The organism is Bacteroides muris (ex Fokt et al. 2023), from assembly GCF_024704895.1.
Lineage (GTDB): Bacteria > Bacteroidota > Bacteroidia > Bacteroidales > Bacteroidaceae > Bacteroides > Bacteroides muris.
The window spans coordinates 91,417-109,225 of record NZ_JAMZEE010000010.1 but is presented as its reverse complement, the minus strand read 5'-3'; the positions used below and the strand labels follow the sequence as shown (position 1 = coordinate 109,225).

The 17,809-nt window shown below is 42.2% G+C and carries 9 protein-coding genes, 1 tRNA gene and 2 pseudogenes; 4 read left to right on the top strand and 8 right to left on the bottom strand.

Going from position 1 to position 17,809, the window contains the following annotated elements; translation table 11 throughout:
• Positions 1 to 241: 241 nt before the first annotated feature.
• Both M1B78_RS06050 and M1B78_RS06045 read left to right on the top strand, forming a co-directional pair.
• Positions 242 to 430: pseudogene (locus tag M1B78_RS06050) on the top strand (ATP-binding protein); the annotation flags it as partial.
• A 467-nt stretch (positions 431 to 897) separates the two neighbouring features.
• Positions 898 to 1,068, top strand: a complete 171-nt coding sequence (locus tag M1B78_RS06045; RefSeq protein ID WP_005834872.1) for a DUF362 domain-containing protein — start codon at positions 898 to 900, stop codon at positions 1,066 to 1,068.
• A gap of 618 nt (positions 1,069 to 1,686) precedes the next feature.
• On the opposite strand, the gene M1B78_RS06040 is transcribed toward M1B78_RS06045, so the two are convergent.
• Genes M1B78_RS06040 through M1B78_RS06025 form a run of 4 tightly spaced genes read right to left on the bottom strand, consistent with a single transcriptional unit; the run spans position 1,687 to position 7,602 of the window.
• Positions 1,687 to 1,890 carry a hypothetical protein gene (locus M1B78_RS06040; protein WP_257940179.1) on the bottom strand — a complete coding sequence of 68 codons (204 nt, stop codon included), beginning with the start codon at positions 1,888 to 1,890 and terminating at the stop codon, positions 1,687 to 1,689.
• 56 nt (positions 1,891 to 1,946) lie between these two features.
• Positions 1,947 to 2,768, bottom strand: coding sequence for an alpha/beta hydrolase (locus M1B78_RS06035; protein WP_257940178.1), 822 nt, complete (start codon positions 2,766 to 2,768; stop codon positions 1,947 to 1,949).
• Between the two features lie 22 nt (positions 2,769 to 2,790).
• Positions 2,791 to 4,467 (bottom strand): RagB/SusD family nutrient uptake outer membrane protein, encoded by a 1,677-nt coding sequence (locus M1B78_RS06030; protein ID WP_257940177.1) that lies wholly within the window; start codon positions 4,465 to 4,467, stop codon positions 2,791 to 2,793.
• 21 nt (positions 4,468 to 4,488) lie between these two features.
• Positions 4,489 to 7,602 carry a SusC/RagA family TonB-linked outer membrane protein gene (locus M1B78_RS06025; RefSeq protein ID WP_257940176.1) on the bottom strand — a complete coding sequence of 1,038 codons (3,114 nt, stop codon included), beginning with the start codon at positions 7,600 to 7,602 and terminating at the stop codon, positions 4,489 to 4,491.
• Between the two features lie 542 nt (positions 7,603 to 8,144).
• On the opposite strand from M1B78_RS06025, the pseudogene M1B78_RS18855 reads away from it, so the two are divergent.
• Positions 8,145 to 12,501, top strand: a pseudogene (locus tag M1B78_RS18855) (two-component regulator propeller domain-containing protein).
• Between the two features lie 99 nt (positions 12,502 to 12,600).
• Here M1B78_RS18855 and M1B78_RS06010 read toward each other — a convergent pair.
• The 4 genes from M1B78_RS06010 to M1B78_RS05995 form a co-directional block, all read right to left on the bottom strand.
• Positions 12,601 to 13,794, bottom strand: coding sequence for a pyridoxal phosphate-dependent aminotransferase (locus M1B78_RS06010; RefSeq protein ID WP_257940174.1), 1,194 nt, complete (start codon positions 13,792 to 13,794; stop codon positions 12,601 to 12,603).
• 81 nt (positions 13,795 to 13,875) lie between these two features.
• Positions 13,876 to 15,090, bottom strand: coding sequence for a bifunctional 3,4-dihydroxy-2-butanone-4-phosphate synthase/GTP cyclohydrolase II (locus tag M1B78_RS06005; protein ID WP_257931022.1), 1,215 nt, complete (start codon positions 15,088 to 15,090; stop codon positions 13,876 to 13,878).
• 14 nt (positions 15,091 to 15,104) lie between these two features.
• Complete coding sequence (locus M1B78_RS06000) at positions 15,105 to 17,006, bottom strand: LptF/LptG family permease (protein ID WP_136009706.1); 1,902 nt, start codon at positions 17,004 to 17,006, stop codon at positions 15,105 to 15,107.
• Positions 17,007 to 17,082: 76 nt separating this feature from the next.
• On the bottom strand, positions 17,083 to 17,469 hold the full coding sequence (locus M1B78_RS05995) for an START-like domain-containing protein (RefSeq protein WP_136009705.1): 387 nt from the start codon (positions 17,467 to 17,469) through the stop codon (positions 17,083 to 17,085).
• A 256-nt stretch (positions 17,470 to 17,725) separates the two neighbouring features.
• On the opposite strand from M1B78_RS05995, the gene M1B78_RS05990 reads away from it, so the two are divergent.
• Positions 17,726 to 17,799, top strand: a tRNA-Met gene (locus M1B78_RS05990).
• The last annotated feature ends 10 nt before the right edge of the window (positions 17,800 to 17,809 follow it).

The following is a 17,809-nucleotide window of genomic DNA, read 5'->3' as shown; positions in this document are numbered from 1 at the left end:
CAAGTGCTGTTTTGTTCATTGCTTTAATGTGTGGTAGGATACCATTAAAGATAATGAAAATCAGCCACTTGGCCTATCTTATTATACTAAATATTATTTACTAACTCATTTGTTTTCAACGGATTAACTGTAATTTTAACGAAGTATTATATTTATTTTCGCAGGCAATAAACAAAAGAGGCAAACAAGCATTTTGAGAACAAAAATGGTTATATGGAGCTATTGAGACAGAGGCTGACGGTCACGCCTACAGCAAATCCAGATTAAACTACTGATAAATGCTACCAAATTCACCCCGCAAGGCAACATTGTACTAAAGCAGGAAAAAGAAACGGACAACACCGTACTATTCACGGTAACAGATACCGGTTGCCGCATTCCCAAAGACAAGCAAGCCAATATTTTCCAACGTTTTGAAAAGTTGAATAAGAGAACCTGCTACGTATATATCTTGCTTCTCCAGCCGGTATCCCAAAATTGGAAATCTATATCAGGAAGGAATCAGTTACTTGAACAAGGCTTTTGAACTGACAGGTCTGCCTCCCTTGCCACTCAGATTGATTTATCGACAAAAGCTTTCAAAGGTATCTGTCAAACCGAAAATGCCGAAGAAAGAGAAATCGCAGTGATTACTTTTACCTATCCTACTCTTTCTTAAAAGCTGAAAACCGGTTTAAGTCCCAGCTAAATCCTATAATATCAAAACAATCCATTTACAAAAAGTTCAAAAACAAACATTTTTCAGTCTCTGCGGTATACTATGCCGCTTTCTTGAATTCTTATTTAGACGATATACAAATTATACGTTTTTTAATCAAGATTGATAGCAACTAATAAAGAAAACCACTATTTTTGTCGAACGAATTAGTACTAATAATAATTTAAATCTAAAAGAAAATGGCTTACGTAATTAGTGATGATTGTATTGCTTGCGGAACTTGTATCGACGAGTGTCCGGTTGGCGCTATCTCTGAAGGTGATATCTATCATATCGACCCCGAGACTTGCACAGAGTGTGGTACTTGTGCAGATGTTTGTCCTTCTGAAGCAATTCATCCGGGAGAATAATACAATCCCGCTTTAAGAAATCAAAGAGGTTGCATCAATATGATACAGCCTCTTTTTGTTTAGGGTCTTCCGGGGAATGCGTAGGGGATTTTTTGGGAAGTTATCAGGAGTTAGTTTGCGCATCCCCCTATCCATCAGGTTTTCCGGTGAAACCTTTATTACTATTTGTTGCATCTATAGATGCAACAAGTTATACCAATATCACTTCGGCATCCGTCAAGTTGAGGTTTACAACTGCCAACCTTAGCTTCAGCATCCTTACCTTATCGGCCTTTTCGTTCAAACAGCTTTCACCGGAAAATCCGATGGATAGGGGGAATACTCAAAAAGATGAAGGAGATGAGACCTAAAACTTACTGAAAAAATGATATTCGATTCGGTAGAGAAAACGCTCAAATTGGTTTCCATTAAGAATATTGCAGAACGAAACTTAAGTATTTTTTAATAAATGGGAATTTATCTTATACTTTTTCTTTCGCTTGTCCGAAAGAAAAAGTATCAAAAAGAAAGGCCCTGGGCTGAATCTTTGGTGCTACTCCGATACTGCCGCCGCAGACGGGGCTCGAACTCGCTCCGCTCAGACAATCGCCCCTTACCTGCGTCTGACAGCATCGGAGTTCACGCACCTACGCCTATGCCCGAAAGCTGCGCAGTGTGAGCGTTTGCATCCCATCCGCATGGTCTCGGGGCGTCAAGCGGAGGCAGTGATTTCAGCGTGAAGAAGGGCAGGCTATTTGAGCGTAGCGAGTTCCTGCCCTTTAGCTGAAAGCGCTGCCGGAGTAGCCCCAGAAGTGCAGCCTTGATGTTTTCTTTGGTACGCACCTCTCGGAAGAACCTTTTTTTAGAAACGAACAGTTCGTAATAGCATGACAGATGTCCTACAAACAATCTTGAGACTGCCCCAATATCCTTTTGATATGCTGCCGCAGAATGTAGAATGCTGGTTCTCCCATCGGTCCATGTCCATGACCGCCTATCTCATAAAGGTAGGTTTCTGCATGACCGACCAACTTCATCATTCGCCACATATAAGCATTCTCTTCGTATCGCCCAAAAAGTTCCAAGTTGCGGTCACCGGTAATAAGCACCAAGGGAGAAGCATCCTTACGTACATGAAATAGAGGCGCATACTCATCAATAGTGGGTTGCAGATTGTCTATGCCATTCATCTTCCGATAAGAAAAATGGCTGATTACCTGTCCACTAAAAGGAATCAGTCCTGCTATGGAATCGGCATCTACTTGGCATTTTCCCAACCATTTCTTGTCCAAACCAATCATGGCAGTCAGATATCCGCCTGCCGAATGTCCCGAAACAAAGATTTTCTTCTGACTCCCACCGTACTTCTCTACTTCCCGGAAAGTCCATGCCACGGCTGTCGCAGCATCGTCCAAACAAGTATCAATCGAAACATTGGGCAGCAAACGATAGTTGACTGCCACTACCACCATACCGGCATTCTTCAATTTTCCAGGGATAGACTTACTGCCACTTGTCAGGCCTCCTCCGTGGAACCAAACAACAGTCGGACAATTTTTTTTATTCTCGGGATAGTAGATATCCAGTTTGCAACGCTCTTGTGCATAGTTATCTTTAGAAGAAGAATAGGGTATATCCCGCAGCTCCCTATATGAGATTTTCTGAGCAAAAGAACTCAAGAAAATCAACAAGAAAGACAATATCAAATAAAACTTTTTCATATCAATACCTTTTGTTAAGTAATCAGTAGCCATAATTATTCCCACCTAACAATTTGTTTTCCGCCACTTCAGCAGCAGGAATAGCATAAAGCAAATTCTTCTTTGAACGGACAGTAGAACGGTTGGCATTACCACAAACAATAGATTGCGTTTCATTCATCACATCTAAATATAATCCCCAGCGCAGCAAGTCAAATTTTCGATTGAATTCCTGACAGAATTCCAGTCCACGCTCTTTCAGCACCATACTGCGGGCTTCCACTTGGTCTGTCACCTTACCTGCGTACAATGTTTCGGCTTTGGCTCGCTTTCTGATTACATCTACATCTTCCATAGCCGCCTGAACATTGCCCAATTCCACTTCGGCCTCAGCACGAAGTAGATAAGCTTCAGCAAAACGAATCAGTATGACATCCTGATTTTGCGCCGTGGCCTGTCGTGCTGAAAAGAACGAAGGATTGGCTATATCACCATTATAATGTTTGGTAAGGCAAGCAACGCCATATTTATAGGAACTATTAAAATCCGGACGAAAAGCCTTCAGATTTTCTGGAAGATTATCAGCATTATACACATCAGAGCTGGACGGGAAAGAAACCCACTTCGCAGTACCATTATAAGCCGTCTGATAATAATGCCACACTCCATGAACGATACGGTCATCGGTTTCATCATATTGTTCGTACAAATTGGGAGCCATATATATCCAGGCGCCAGCACCTCCATAAGGAGCCGGATTGTGATAATAGTGCAGATAGCTGTTATTGAAATCAGTATCGCCTCCGTTGGCAGATGCGCCCCATACAAATTCTTTATTTCTACGATTATTGCTTCCCCAAAGATTCAGATAGTCCGTAGCGAGATCATAATCCGTTCCCCTTCGGGCAATCACCATATCACACAATTCCTTTGCTCTGCTATAGCACTGTTCGGCATCGATATTGGCAGCACCTTCTACACCAGCACAATTGAACCTTTTCTGTTCACCTTTAATGTCCACTATCATTCCCACCCCTTTGTTGGAAAGTGCAGCAGACCCCATTGTACAGTATACCCGCGCCAACAATAAAGCTGCGGCTGTTTTATCCGCATGTCCCCATGCGCCAACATTTCCTTCTGAATTGTAGTACATACATTCAAGGGCTGTTTCCAAGTCTTCTGTAACTTGCCCATAGACATCTTCTACGGAAGAGCGCGGGCAGTTAAGCTCCGTTGCAGACGTCAGTCTCAAAGGCACAGCTCCATACATTCTCACCAAATGAAAGTAGGCAAATGCCCTAAGGAAAAGTGTCTCTCCATAAAGCTGCCTAACAACTGATTGCTCCGTATAGGCTGTGCTACTTTCAAGCGACTCCTTTGCTTTATTGGCTCGATTTATCATTCTATAAAAGACACTCCACAAATCATTGTTGGTATTGTAGGAATAATGCCCAGTAATATCTCCACTACCGGCTGAACTGAGCACCCAGCCTGGTGCAGCACAGTGGTCATGATCTTGGTCTGTCCATGCCTCGTAGGTCTGCTCCATACACCAGTTATCCCAAAAAATGGCATAGATTCCAGTTACCAACTGTTCAGCCCCTTTCTCGCTTTGAGCCAACTGCTCAGAGGTAATGGAGTAAGGATGTTCATCCAAAGAACAGCTTGCAGCAAAAACAGCCGCAAGAATTGTCATTATAATTATTTGTACCTTTTTCATACTTCAATTTCATTTTTATAATTAGAAAACTACATTAAGACCGAATGTAAAGCTACGCTGCTGAGGATAAGCACCAGAATCAATACCCCTCAACGAAGGTGTAGAACCAAAAGAATTTACTTCCGGGTCATATCCTTTATAGTTGGTAAAGGTCAGCAAATTATTTCCCGTGGCACTGAGCCGGATACTGTTGATGTGCGGCAACGGATTCTTTACAGTATAACCTATAGACAAAGAACGAAGTTTCAAGTAAGAACCATCATCCAAATACAGTCTGGAGAAGCGGATGTCCCTTCCCGTATAATAGAAATTCTTGGGTGCCACCGCAGTCTCAGGGTTAACGCTCCAAGACTGCTCATAGACATAATAAGGCTTGTTCTGCGTAGTACCTATGTCATAAAAGCGAAGTGAGTTCATGTTGAAGATGTCATTTCCTTGTACTCCCTGAAATAAGATGCTAAAATCAAGATTCTTCCAGTTTAGGTCAAGATTGAAGCCATAGTAGAAATCCGGATTGGCATCACCTATCCAATTCTGGTCTTTATCAGTGATAAAACCGTCATCGTCCAAATCCTTATACTTAACTTCCCCTACCCAGTCACGACGTATAATTTCTTCTGCAGCTGCATCCGAACCGTCGACTTTATAGTCAGGATATTGGGTTTTGAACTGATGGCTGTTGACAACCTCCTCTTTCGACTGCCAGATTCCATCGTGTACCCAGCCATAGAAAACTCCAATAGGATGCCCATCGGCAAGAGCATAAGGACGCATACTGTTGTAGATGGAATTAGGAAACATCGGTTCCTTACCGAAATCGCAAATTTCATTCTTATTAAACGATATATTCCCTCCGAATGACAATGAGAAATCTTTCCCTTGAATGGCAAAAACTTTCATATTGGCTTCAAAACCCTTATTTATGACAGAACCACTGTTGGACAGAATTTGTTCTATACCGGTACTGGAAGGAGTCTGTTTGTATTGCAATAAATCAGTTGTCTTCTTGTAATAATAATCCAGTTCCAAAGACACTCGCTTAAAAAACATCAACTCCAATCCCAAGTCATGCTGCCAAGTCGTTTCCCAAGTCAAGTCCTTATTACCAGGATTATAAGTATTGGTAGCATAACCGTTTTCAATATTCGAACCGAAAGGATAGTTGGCAGCTGCCATAATAGCAAATGTTTGATAAGAGGCAATGGCTTGATTGCCAGAAGCACCGTAGCTATAACGCAATTTCACATTGCTCAGCACACCGGATAATCCTTTCATAAATTTTTCTTCGGACAAGCGGTAAGACACTCCAACAGATGGAAAGAATGCCGCCCGTTTTCCTTTAGCAAACTTACTCGAAGCATCATTACGTGCCGTAAAGGTAAGATAATATTTACCAGCATAGTTATAGGCTAAACGACCGATGAGAGAAAACAACTGAGAATCTCCCTTATTGGAAGAAACCGAACTCATTGTACCTGCATCCTGCAAAAGCCATCCTTCTGTGTCGTCTGTTCCAAATCCCTGCACAGTGATTTTCTTATTATAAAAGCTTGATTCTTCCCATGAAGTACCTATCGTTGCACTAAGATTGTGCTTTTGATTAAAAGTTTTATTATACATCAACAAATTATCAAACAATAGAGAAGTACGCCAATTATCACCAGCATTAGATTTTCCTCCAATGCCTTTTCCTTCTGCCAAATAGCTTGGCCAATATTTATTTGCATCATTACGTGTGTAGTTATACCCTATTACAGTTCTAAAAATCAAACCATCCGCCAATGCTATATTCAAATAATTCGATGTTCTGAATGTCATATTCCGGTTCTCGTTCAGCGCATCAATATAACGAGTTGGTACTGCAACCATGCTGTATTCATTATCTAAATCATCTTGCGTCTGCGAAGCCGGATAGGTAAGAGCCGAACGTATCACTCCCTCCGTACCGTTATTTTGGTTATTGGTCGCTGTCTTCAATACATTAGAATTGGCAAATGTGCCCGACACGGATGTTCCAAACTTGAGCCACGGCTCCACCTGTCTGTTCAGATTAGCTTTCAATGTATAGCGGGAGTAGTCAGATTCCCTTATGATGCCCTCTTGGTTCAGATAACCTCCGCTTACAGAGTAGTCTCCCCCTTTAGACTGACCGGAAATGTTCAAATTCAGATCATGTGTCATACCTGATTTGAAAATCTGATTCTGCCAATAGTAAGGGTCGTTGTCATAATCATCTGGTCCCTTCAGATAAGTACCCTCACTATTGGTCACCCCTGGAAAAGGGAGATTAGTCTGTTCCCACTCAAAGTTGGAAACTTCCTGCGTATTGACGTAAGAGAGATTTCTGTATTCAGCATAATCCTTGGCTCCCATTACTTTTATCTTTTTGGCAACATGGCTACTTGTTAACTTATAAGACAGCGAGACTCGGTCTTTTACACTCAGTCCACTGCCACTTTTCGTGGTAATCAGAACTACGCCATTAGCACCGCGTGAACCATAAATGGCAGTAGCCGAAGCATCTTTCAGAATCTCAATGGAAGCGATATCATTGGGATTCAATGAAGAAAGTGCATTGCTGTAATTAGGCGAACTTGAATCAAAATTGATGGTATCATCATTGCTATCGGACACAGGTACTCCATCAATTACGTACAAAGGCTCCGTAGAGCCTTGGAAAGAGTTCGTTCCACGAATCTGAATGCTGATTCCACCACCAGGTGCACCATCATTGGACACCACATTCACACCAGTCAACCGCCCTTGCAAACCTTTTTCCAAGCTCACTGGGGAGTTCTTCAATAACTCTTCGCTTTTCATTTGTGCCACCGATCCGGTAAGGTCGCTCTTCTTCACAAAGCCATAACCTACCACCACTACTTCATCCAAAGTTTGGCTGTCTTCTTTCAAGATAATCTTCATACCAGAAACAGCCTTCACGTTTTGCGACAGATAACCGATAAAAGAAACTGTCAATGATGCACCAGCCGGACAATCTATTGCAAACCGACCGTCCAAATCAGTGATTACACCATTTGCCGCACCCTTTTGCAAGACATTGGCTCCTATCACCGGCTCACCATTCTGATTAACAACAGTACCTGTTATCTTCTTGTTTTGCTGCACAACTTCCATTACCGGACTTGCAACGACCCGTATTGGCGGCACCCCAACTAAGAGAAGAGCCATACAGGTTCCTCCAATCCAAAGATTTTTTTTAGAAATGCTTTTCATGTTTTTGTTTTTAGTTTTTAAATCCATTATCAAAGGCCATTATCAAAATTCTTCATACGTTTTTTCAAACAAGGGCAGGTACACCGCTCTATACCTGCCACTTGTTATCTAAGAAATACTTGTATGAATAGGCTTCAACCTTTTCGTCTGCAAAAGTAGAGTCACTGCCCAATAAATATACTTCCCATTTGAATATCGGGCTGTCCTATTTGTGTATGTAACCAAATCGGAAGTCTTTTTATTCAAAAGGGAAGTCCATATACTCCTCTATAGCCATGAAAATGTCTATCTTTGTGAACAGAAAAACATTCAATATTCTACTAATGAGGAACCTTTTGATAACCTTACTCTATTTGGCGGTCTGCGCCATACAAGCCAATGCTCAATTAAGTTTCCGTACATTTGATGTGAAATCGGGAATATCGGACAATTATGTACAATCCATACTACGTGACCAATATGGATTTATGTGGTTTGCCACTCTCAACGGCCTGAACCGTTACGACGGTTACCAATGCAAAAGATATACCACCACCCAGTTAGGTACTTACAATAACTGCATCAACACCATTGCCGAAGATGCATCCGGTATTATCTGGCTGAAGACACCCCAACACTACTTTTTCTACAACCGAGAACTTGACAAGATTGACAATAATATCCACAGTCAACTAAGTCCATTGGGCATAGAGGGAAACGTAGAAATGCTCTGCGTAGACGATGAGCATAACCTATGGTGTGCCACCAACAAGCGTCTCTATTACTATATATATAAGGAGAAGTTTCTCCACGAAATACCGCTGATTGGCAAAAAACCACTATCAGTCGCAGCTAAACTGTCACATTTCTACATTCAATTTGATGACGGAGAGATAGCACAAATAAATTTGGAAACGAAAACTATCCGGAAAGAATGCCAAGCGGCTTTCTCCCCGTCGGGAGAATACCGCATGTATATGGATACTCAATTTAGACTATGGGTCTACACAATCTATGGTTTCAACATCCAATGTTATGATACCAACAGTAAACAATGGATACACTTTTCCGGGAAAAAGATGTTAGAAAATGACTTCGCCAAATCTGTCATAGATGACGGAAAAGGAAATATATGGATAGGCTTCAACAGCAAGGGAATATATATCCTTAACAGCCGACTCGACAAATTCACCTCTATCCATAGAGACGGTGATAATCCTTTCTCCCTGCCCAGCAACCACATCAACTGTTTCTATAAAGACAGTCAGGATATCATGTGGATAGGTACCAGCAAACAAGGGGTTGCCTTTACCTGCTTGGACCATATTTCTTTTGAAATATGTCGCACACCAGTGCAAGAGGACATCAGCTGCATTCAGGAAGATGCCAAAGGATATTTATGGTTAGGCTTCGATGGGAAAGGGTTAGCACGCTACGACAAAAGGGACAAGACTTACCGACTGTTCACCACTGACAACAGCAACATCCCGTCAAACCTTATTATTGGTTCCTATCTCGACTCCAAAGGAAGAATGTGGTTCGGCAGCTATGGCAACGGTGTATTTTATGAAGAAAACGGAATTTTCCATTCCATCCCATATCCAGCGAAGAAGGCAGATGAAAGTCCCATCAACTACGTCCGGCATATCACCGAAGACGAAGAAGGGAATCTATGGATGGGAACCTTCATGAACGGAATATATTGTATGGATTCCAAAGGGATATTCACCTCCTATACCAAAGAAAACTCATGCCTACAGACCAACAGCATCACGGATTTATTCCGTTCAAATGACCATACCACACTATATATCGGAACAAGTACCGGACTATACAAAATGGATGTTCCAACTAAACAGCTTACACAAATAACCGGGAGAAAAGAGGATAAGCACCCTCTAAACAAGATACACGTCAACTGTTTGTATCAAGACTATCGGGGATTGTTATGGATTGGGACGCGAAACGGAATTTATATCTACGAAAATAAAGAGGGAAAAGTGACACACCTTACTAACGATGACGGCATATCCCACTCCTACATCCGAGGCATTACAGAAGACCTCAACAAAAACACCTGGCTGACAACAGACCGAGGAATCACCCACATCATCACAGTGAACGCCCCTCCTACAAGTTCATTTCTACACTATTGCTATCCCTATTTTGAAGAAGACGGCATCGGTGATATCGCCTTCAACAATTACTCCATCCATTGCAACCGAAAAGGTCACATCCTAATGGGAGGCACCGGAGAATATTTGAAGATATGTCCCGAACTGAAGAAAATCCGTTCAAACAATCACAAAGTAATCTTCACAGGACTCTACTTAGCCAATCAACGGATAAATGTAGGTAGCCTCACACAAGATGGAAGAATGCTACTTGACAAAAACATTCAGCTACTCGATAAAATCACCATGAAGTATTCGGACAATAATTTTGCATTGGAAGTGTCCGCCATGGATTATGGAGCACAACACAAGCTCCAGTATGCCTACCGAATGGGAACCAAAGAAGAATGGATAAAACTGGAAGGAAATCGCATCTACTTCAACAAGCTATCGCCAGGTATTTACAATCTGCAAGTGAAAGTAAACGAGCCTATCAGCAACAAAGCCCCCATCTCCACCCTCATCATCCGGATAACGCCCCCTTTCTATCTGTCAGCCACGGCTTACATCATTTACTTCATACTGCTGGTAGCAAGTATCGTTTTACTATTGAGGAGAATGCTCCACAAACACCAACGTATCCTGCAACAACAAAAACGAGAACTGGAAATCGCCAAACAACATGAAATGGACGAAGCTAAAATGCGCTTCTTTACAAATGTCAGTCATGATTTGCGTACTCCTCTATCGCTGATTATCACACCTATAGAAAAGCTGCTTCACTCCGAAAGAGCCCAAGCCTTCAAAGAAGACTTGAGCTTGATACATCGCAATGCCACCACCTTGCTTGACGAAGTGAACCAACTATTGGATTTCCGTAAATTAGACCAACAGAAAACTGGAAGGAAATCGCATCTACTTCAACAAGCTATCGCCAGGTATTTACAATCTGCAAGTGAAAGTAAACGAGCCTATCAGCAACAAAGCCCCCATCTCCACCCTCATCATCCGGATAACGCCCCCTTTCTATCTGTCAGCCACGGCTTACATCATTTACTTCATACTGCTGGTAGCAAGTATCGTTTTACTATTGAGGAGAATGCTCCACAAACACCAACGTATCCTGCAACAACAAAAACGAGAACTGGAAATCGCCAAACAACATGAAATGGACGAAGCTAAAATGCGCTTCTTTACAAATGTCAGTCATGATTTGCGTACTCCTCTATCGCTGATTATCACACCTATAGAAAAGCTGCTTCACTCCGAAAGAGCCCAAGCCTTCAAAGAAGACTTGAGCTTGATACATCGCAATGCCACCACCTTGCTTGACGAAGTGAACCAACTATTGGATTTCCGTAAATTAGACCAACAGAAGACAACATTCTCCCCATCATACGGAGACCTACCAAATTTCATCGCAGAGACATGCAAAGGATTCAAAGCCTTGTCACAAAAGAAGGGAATTTCTCTACAGATATGCATAAATTCCCCAAAAATAGAGATGGATTTCGACTGTAACAAAATGCAACGTATCATGTTCAATCTACTGTCCAACGCCATCAAATACAATTGTGAGAATGGAAGTATCATCGTCACCGTAGACAAAATCTTGACGGACAAAGGTGAACGGGCATGCATTCGAATAGCCGACACCGGCATCGGTATCAAAGATGAGAATAAAGAAAGAATATTCGACCGCTTCTTTCAAGAGCAACACAAGGCAACCACTTATATGGGAAGCGGCATTGGGCTACATATCGTGAAAGAATATGTAGCCTTGCATGGAGGTGAAATAAAGGTGGAAAACAACCAACCAGCTGGCTCTATCTTTACTTTCCTCCTTCCCATTACCCGAATATCAAAAACACCTCCCACTGCTGAAAACGCTCCTTTAGCAAAGGCTGAAGAAAGTACTCAACAAGAGTCCCTAATACCGTCAAGCAACGAAAAGATTTCTCTATTGGTGGTGGAAGACAACGATGATTTCCGGGAATTCCTTATCAGCTGTCTAAAGGAGAATTATGCCGTATTCGATGCTCCTAATGGCAAAAAAGCTCTTAGCATCCTCTCCCAACAACAAATTCAAATAATCATTAGCGATGTAATGATGCCTATAATGGACGGAATGGAACTATGTCACAAAGTCAAGACAGACATACACTACTCTCATATTCCAATCATTCTGCTTACAGCCCGCACGGCAGAAGAGCATATTCTCAGCGGTCTAAAGGAAGGTGCCGACGAATACATCACAAAGCCGTTCAATCTGGATATACTCTTATTGCGCATCCGAAAGCTGCTAATGTGGACACAAAATTCTCATGAAAAATTCAAGACGATTGATATTTCTCCATCCGAGATAACCATTAGTTCCCTTGATGAACAGCTCATAGAAAAAGCAATCCAGATTGTAGAAGGCAACATGGACAACTCTAAATTTTCTGTAGAAGAGTTAAGCGGTCAAATAGGAATGAGTCGTAGCGGTCTGTACAAGAAGCTGATACAGATTACTGGCAAATCCCCATTAGAATTCATGAGAATATTACGGCTTAAAAGAGGCAGAAAACTCTTAGAAGATAGCCAGCAAAGTATCTCTCAAATCGCTTATCAAGTAGGCTTATCTCCTAAACAGTTCGCCAAATTCTTTAAAGAAGAGTTCGGATATCTTCCATCCGAATATAAAAAGACAAGAGAAGCCGAATGACTTCTCTTGTCTTTTAGTATTGCGTAAACGACATATTAATATTATATCTGCAAGAAATAAGTAAAATGTAGTGCAACATATTAACTTTTGGTTGTACAATCACTTCAATTCAGCCAGTGCTTCTTTTATACGACGAATAGCTTCAACTATATTTTCATCGCTGGTTGCATAACTCATCCGAATGCATTCGGGAGCTCCGAAAGAGGCACCACCTACACAAGCCACATGAGCTACTTCCAACAGATACATGGCCAAATCATCCGAATCATTGATTTTACGTTCACCAGCAGATTTGCCAAAGAATGAATCACATTTAGGGAACAGATAGAAAGCGCCTTCCGGTACATTCACCTCAAAACCAGGAACTTCCTTAGCCAACGTTACAATCAAATCACGACGACGCTCGAAAGCCTTACGCATTTTTTCCACCGGAGCTTGTGTACCCGTATAAGCAGCCTCAGCAGCCTTCTGAGATACAGAACAAGGACCGGAAGTATACTGTCCCTGCAATTTATTGCAAGCCTTCACAAGCCATTCCGGACCTGCAATGAAACCGATACGCCAACCGGTCATTGCATATGCTTTGGAAACACCATTCACAATGACCGTACGCTCTTTCATTTCGGGAAATTGCGCTATACTCTGATGCTCACCGATATAATTGATGTGTTCGTAAATCTCATCAGCAATCACAACAACCTGAGGATACTTTGCCAATACCGCGGTCAGGCCTGCCAACTCCTCCTTGCTGTACACCGAACCCGTAGGATTAGAAGGAGAACAAAGAATCAGCACCTTTGTCTTCGGGCTGATGGCAGCCTCCAGCTGTGCAGGTGTTATCTTAAAGTCCTGGTCGATACCTGCTGGTACGATAACCGGTGTACCCTCGGCCAATTTTACCATTTCCGGATAACTGACCCAATAGGGAGCAGGTACAATTACTTCGTCACCCGGATTCACCAATACCAGAATTGCATTGCAAACCGACTGCTTGGCACCATTGGCGCAAGAAATTTGTGCGGCGGTATATTCCAGACCGTTTTCCTTCTTCAACTTCTCTACAATTGCATCACGCAAGGCAGGATAACCCGGCACCGGAGAATAGCGAGAAAAGTTATCGTCTATCGCCTTTTTCGCAGCCTCTTTAATGTGGTCGGGAGTATTGAAATCCGGTTCTCCCACACTCAGGTTAATTACGTCTACGCCTTGAGCCTTCAGCTCTGCGCTCTTTTGAGACATAGCCAGTGTCGCAGAAGGCGACAAACTGTTTAAACGATCTGATAATTGATTCATTTTGTTACTATTTAATGATTGTTACGCAAATCCGGTTGCAAAATAAGCGATTTTCTTTGATATAAGAAAACAAAAAGACAGTTACTTATTGAAATGGAGTGTATGTCCCATACGTTCCTTCTTGGTACGGAGGTAACGCTCGTTGTATGGATTCGGAGTAATCTCGATAGCAACGTTCTCCGTTATTTCCAAACCGTAAGCCTCCAAGCCCACGCGTTTCACGGGATTATTGGTCATCAGCCGCATTTTGTGTACCCCTATCTCACGAAGAATCTGGGCACCTACACCATAATCACGTTCATCCACCAGATGTCCCAAGCAAATATTAGCTTCTACAGTATCCATGCCTTCTTCCTGCAATTTATAGGCTTTCATTTTTTCCATCAAGCCAATGCCGCGACCTTCCTGATTCAGATACACGATTACTCCCTTACCTGCTTTCTCTATCATTTCCATTGCCTTATGCAACTGCTCGCCGCAATCGCAACGCTTGGAACCAAAAATATCTCCCGTTGCACACGAAGAGTGTACACGTACCAGAATCGGTTCATCCTGTTCCCACGTACCTTTAAACAAGGCAACATGTTCCAAGCCGTTCGATTTCTGACAGAAAGGAATCAAACGGAAATGACCGTGGTCTGTAGGCATGTCTACTTCCACACCTTTTTCCACAATAGATTCCTGCTTCAAACGGTAGGCAATCAGGTCACGGATAGAAATCAACTTCAATCCAAATTCATCCGCCATCCGTCGCAACTCGGGCAAGCGTGCCATTGTCCCGTCGTCATTCATTATCTCCATAAGAGCACCGGCCGGATAAAGCCCGGCCAGACGAGCCATATCAATAGTCGCTTCCGTATGTCCTGCACGACGCAACACACCTTTCTCCTGGGCATACAACGGATTAATGTGACCGGGACGTCCGAAAGTTGCCGGAGTAGAAGCCGGATTGGCCAACGCCTGGATAGTAGCAGCACGATCTGCCGCAGAAACACCTGTACTACAACCTTCCAGCTTGTCAATGGTCACTGTGAAAGGAGTACCCAGTACAGAAGTGTTATCCGATACCTGATGCGGTAAATCCAACTCACGGCAACGCGAAACGGTAACAGGTGCACAGAGTACGCCACGGGCATGTTTCAACATAAAGTTTACTTTCTCCGGTGTAATCTTTTCAGCTGCAATTATCAAATCACCCTCATTCTCACGGTCCTCATCATCCACAACAATCACAAATTCACCGGCTTTGAAGTCTTCAATGGCCTCTTCTATCGTATTCAACTTTACATTTTCCATAATCTATTTTGTTTTTATTTATTCTGATCTCTTTCTATGATTCCAATCACATCTTCATTCGTCTTGATAATCCGCTCCATATCCTTATTCAAACGGATACGGAATGCCCATATACGGAAATAAAAGAACAAGCCTATCGGGAGAACAACTCCGCAAAGCAGGTTCGGCCAATAATTGCGGAACGGGCGGACATGCGCACGGACCGGAATGACTGGATAAGTGTTCAGTGCAGTCAACAGAGTGACAGACTTTGTGTTAGACAATTCATCTATCAGGTTTTCCAGACGTTCGTTAATACCCTCCATTGCCTCATCCTGGTTATCAGTCATCCACAATCTAAAATAATTTGGAGCACGTTTCAGACCTTTCTTATCGGCATATTCACGGCAGTCGGCTGACAAAGCCTTCAATTCTTCCGGAATGCGTGCATAGTCAGGGTCGTGAATGATAACTTCCTTACGGAACAGATGCCGTACGCTACGAATGCCCACAACCTTCTTGAACCAATTTATATAGGCATCGGCATTCAATACCACTGAATCATTGTTGGATTTATATGTCAGGAATGCACCCAATGGGGCTAAGACAGCAGTACTGGTCCACATACCCATCCAGACCACCCACTGTCCGTCACGGGCCATTTTATACCCTGTATTGTTAATGATGTAATAGATAATAAAAATCAATACAGAAACCACCACCGGCATTCCCAAGCCTCCTTTACGGATAATTCCTCCGAGTGGTGCACCAATAAAGAAGAAGATGAGACATGCCAGAGAAAGAGTCAGTTTCTCATGCCAAGAAGTCATGTGTCGTCGAAGACTGCTTTCGGTCTGCGATATATTAAAGCTCTTAAAACTCCAGTCACTCCCCGCACTCTCTGCACGGCTAACGGCTGTGGATATAACCTTCTGTTTCTGCATCAAAGTAGCCACATTGTAGAGGCTGTCTACATTATACTCACCTAAATAAGCCTTTTCAATCTTCAATGTATCCTCTTTAGACAAGCTGGCTGTTACCTTATAAGTTCCTGCCATAGCTTCTTTATAATAACTACGCCCCACACTGTCATTCTGCAATTTCATGGAGTCAATGTCTGCCTGCAGCATTCTCATATCCTTACTGTTGGACTGATTACTCATGATGCCTGCATCCACCATATTGAAATCCGAATCAAACTCAATGATTGCATGTTTTTCGCGGAATGTCTCACGCCGGTAAGGCACATTCCTTTGGTTCATATTCTGCGATTTCAGATTCTCAAACTGCTCACCATTGTATAAATGCAAATATAAATGCTGTTTGTCAGCCGTCATCTCCAGACGTCCCGAATCAGACTTGATAACTTGAGCATTCTCAAAACCTTTCTCAAAATTATATATCAGTACGTCATACAGCATACCAGTTTTGCGGTTCTTATGCTTCACATACAGATTATAACCATCTATTTCATCGTAGAACACACCTTCAGGAATATCCACTTCGGGAGATTTCTGCTTCATGGAAATAAGCAAAGTCCATAATTTTGTTTGGGCTTTTGGCCCTACGACATTTTGGAAATAGAAAGAGACACAACAAATGAAGCAAATAAAGATAATCAGTGGCCGCACGATTTTCAACAAAGAAATACCGGCCGCCTTCATGGCAAGCAATTCAAAACGTTCTCCGAAATTTCCAAAGGTGATAAGGGCAGCCAGCAGAATAGCCAGCGGCAACGACGCAGGTACCAACGAAAGCGCAGAATAAAAGAAAAACTGTGCAAGGACAGTCATCTCCAATCCTTTTCCTACCATTTCATCCACATACCTCCATAAAAACTGCATCATAAAGATGAAGAGGCAGATGAAAAAAGTACCCATAAAGAGCATGCAAAAGCTCTTCAGAACAAATATATCTAACTTTTTTATGCGCAGCATTTTACTCGTTTCATGCAATGAGAGCACAAAAGTAGTACAAAAAAGGGAGTACGGGAAATTTTTAATCTAAAGTTAACTAAAAACCACAAGTTCTTCGCAAAGTATCCACTTGTGATTCCCATAATTCACGCAAATCCCCCACTTCATTCGCATCAGCAAAATCTGTTATTTCCAACACGAAATCATTGGTCAGTTCATTGTTTGTCATTTTCAGTTCAAAGTATTCACGCCCGTTCCCATCATCCAGCCAACGAAAGCGAATGAATGAATACGCCCGCACGGCAATAATCTCGGCATCACGTTTTTCTGTTTTTCCCCAAAAAAAGGTCACTATTCTATCGTCTGACTGAACCCTATCAGCAAACCAACCCTCTAAACCTGTAGGAGTACTTATCGCTGCCCAAAGAATACTTTTAGAAGTTGCATTCAAGAGATATTCCAAATGTATTTTCTTTCTTTCCATAGTCTATTCTTCTTTTTATTGCGCCCGCCAAGATAAATACTTTTTTCTAATTACAGAATATAAATCATCAAAATTATTTATATCTTCCTTTTCACACGCCTCTAATTCATTGACAATGTGACACAAATGCTTTCAACAAAAAGCACTACCAACCACTTCAGTACTATATCATCAAAAGAAAAAGCAGAAAATATCCATAAAAGTTTTGGCAATTTAAATAAAAGCTATATCTTTGCACCCGCAATCGAGAAATAATGGCGGGATAGCTCAGCTGGTTAGAGCGCATGATTCATAATCATGAGGTCCCCGGTTCAATCCCGGGTCCCGCTACAAAGAAGAT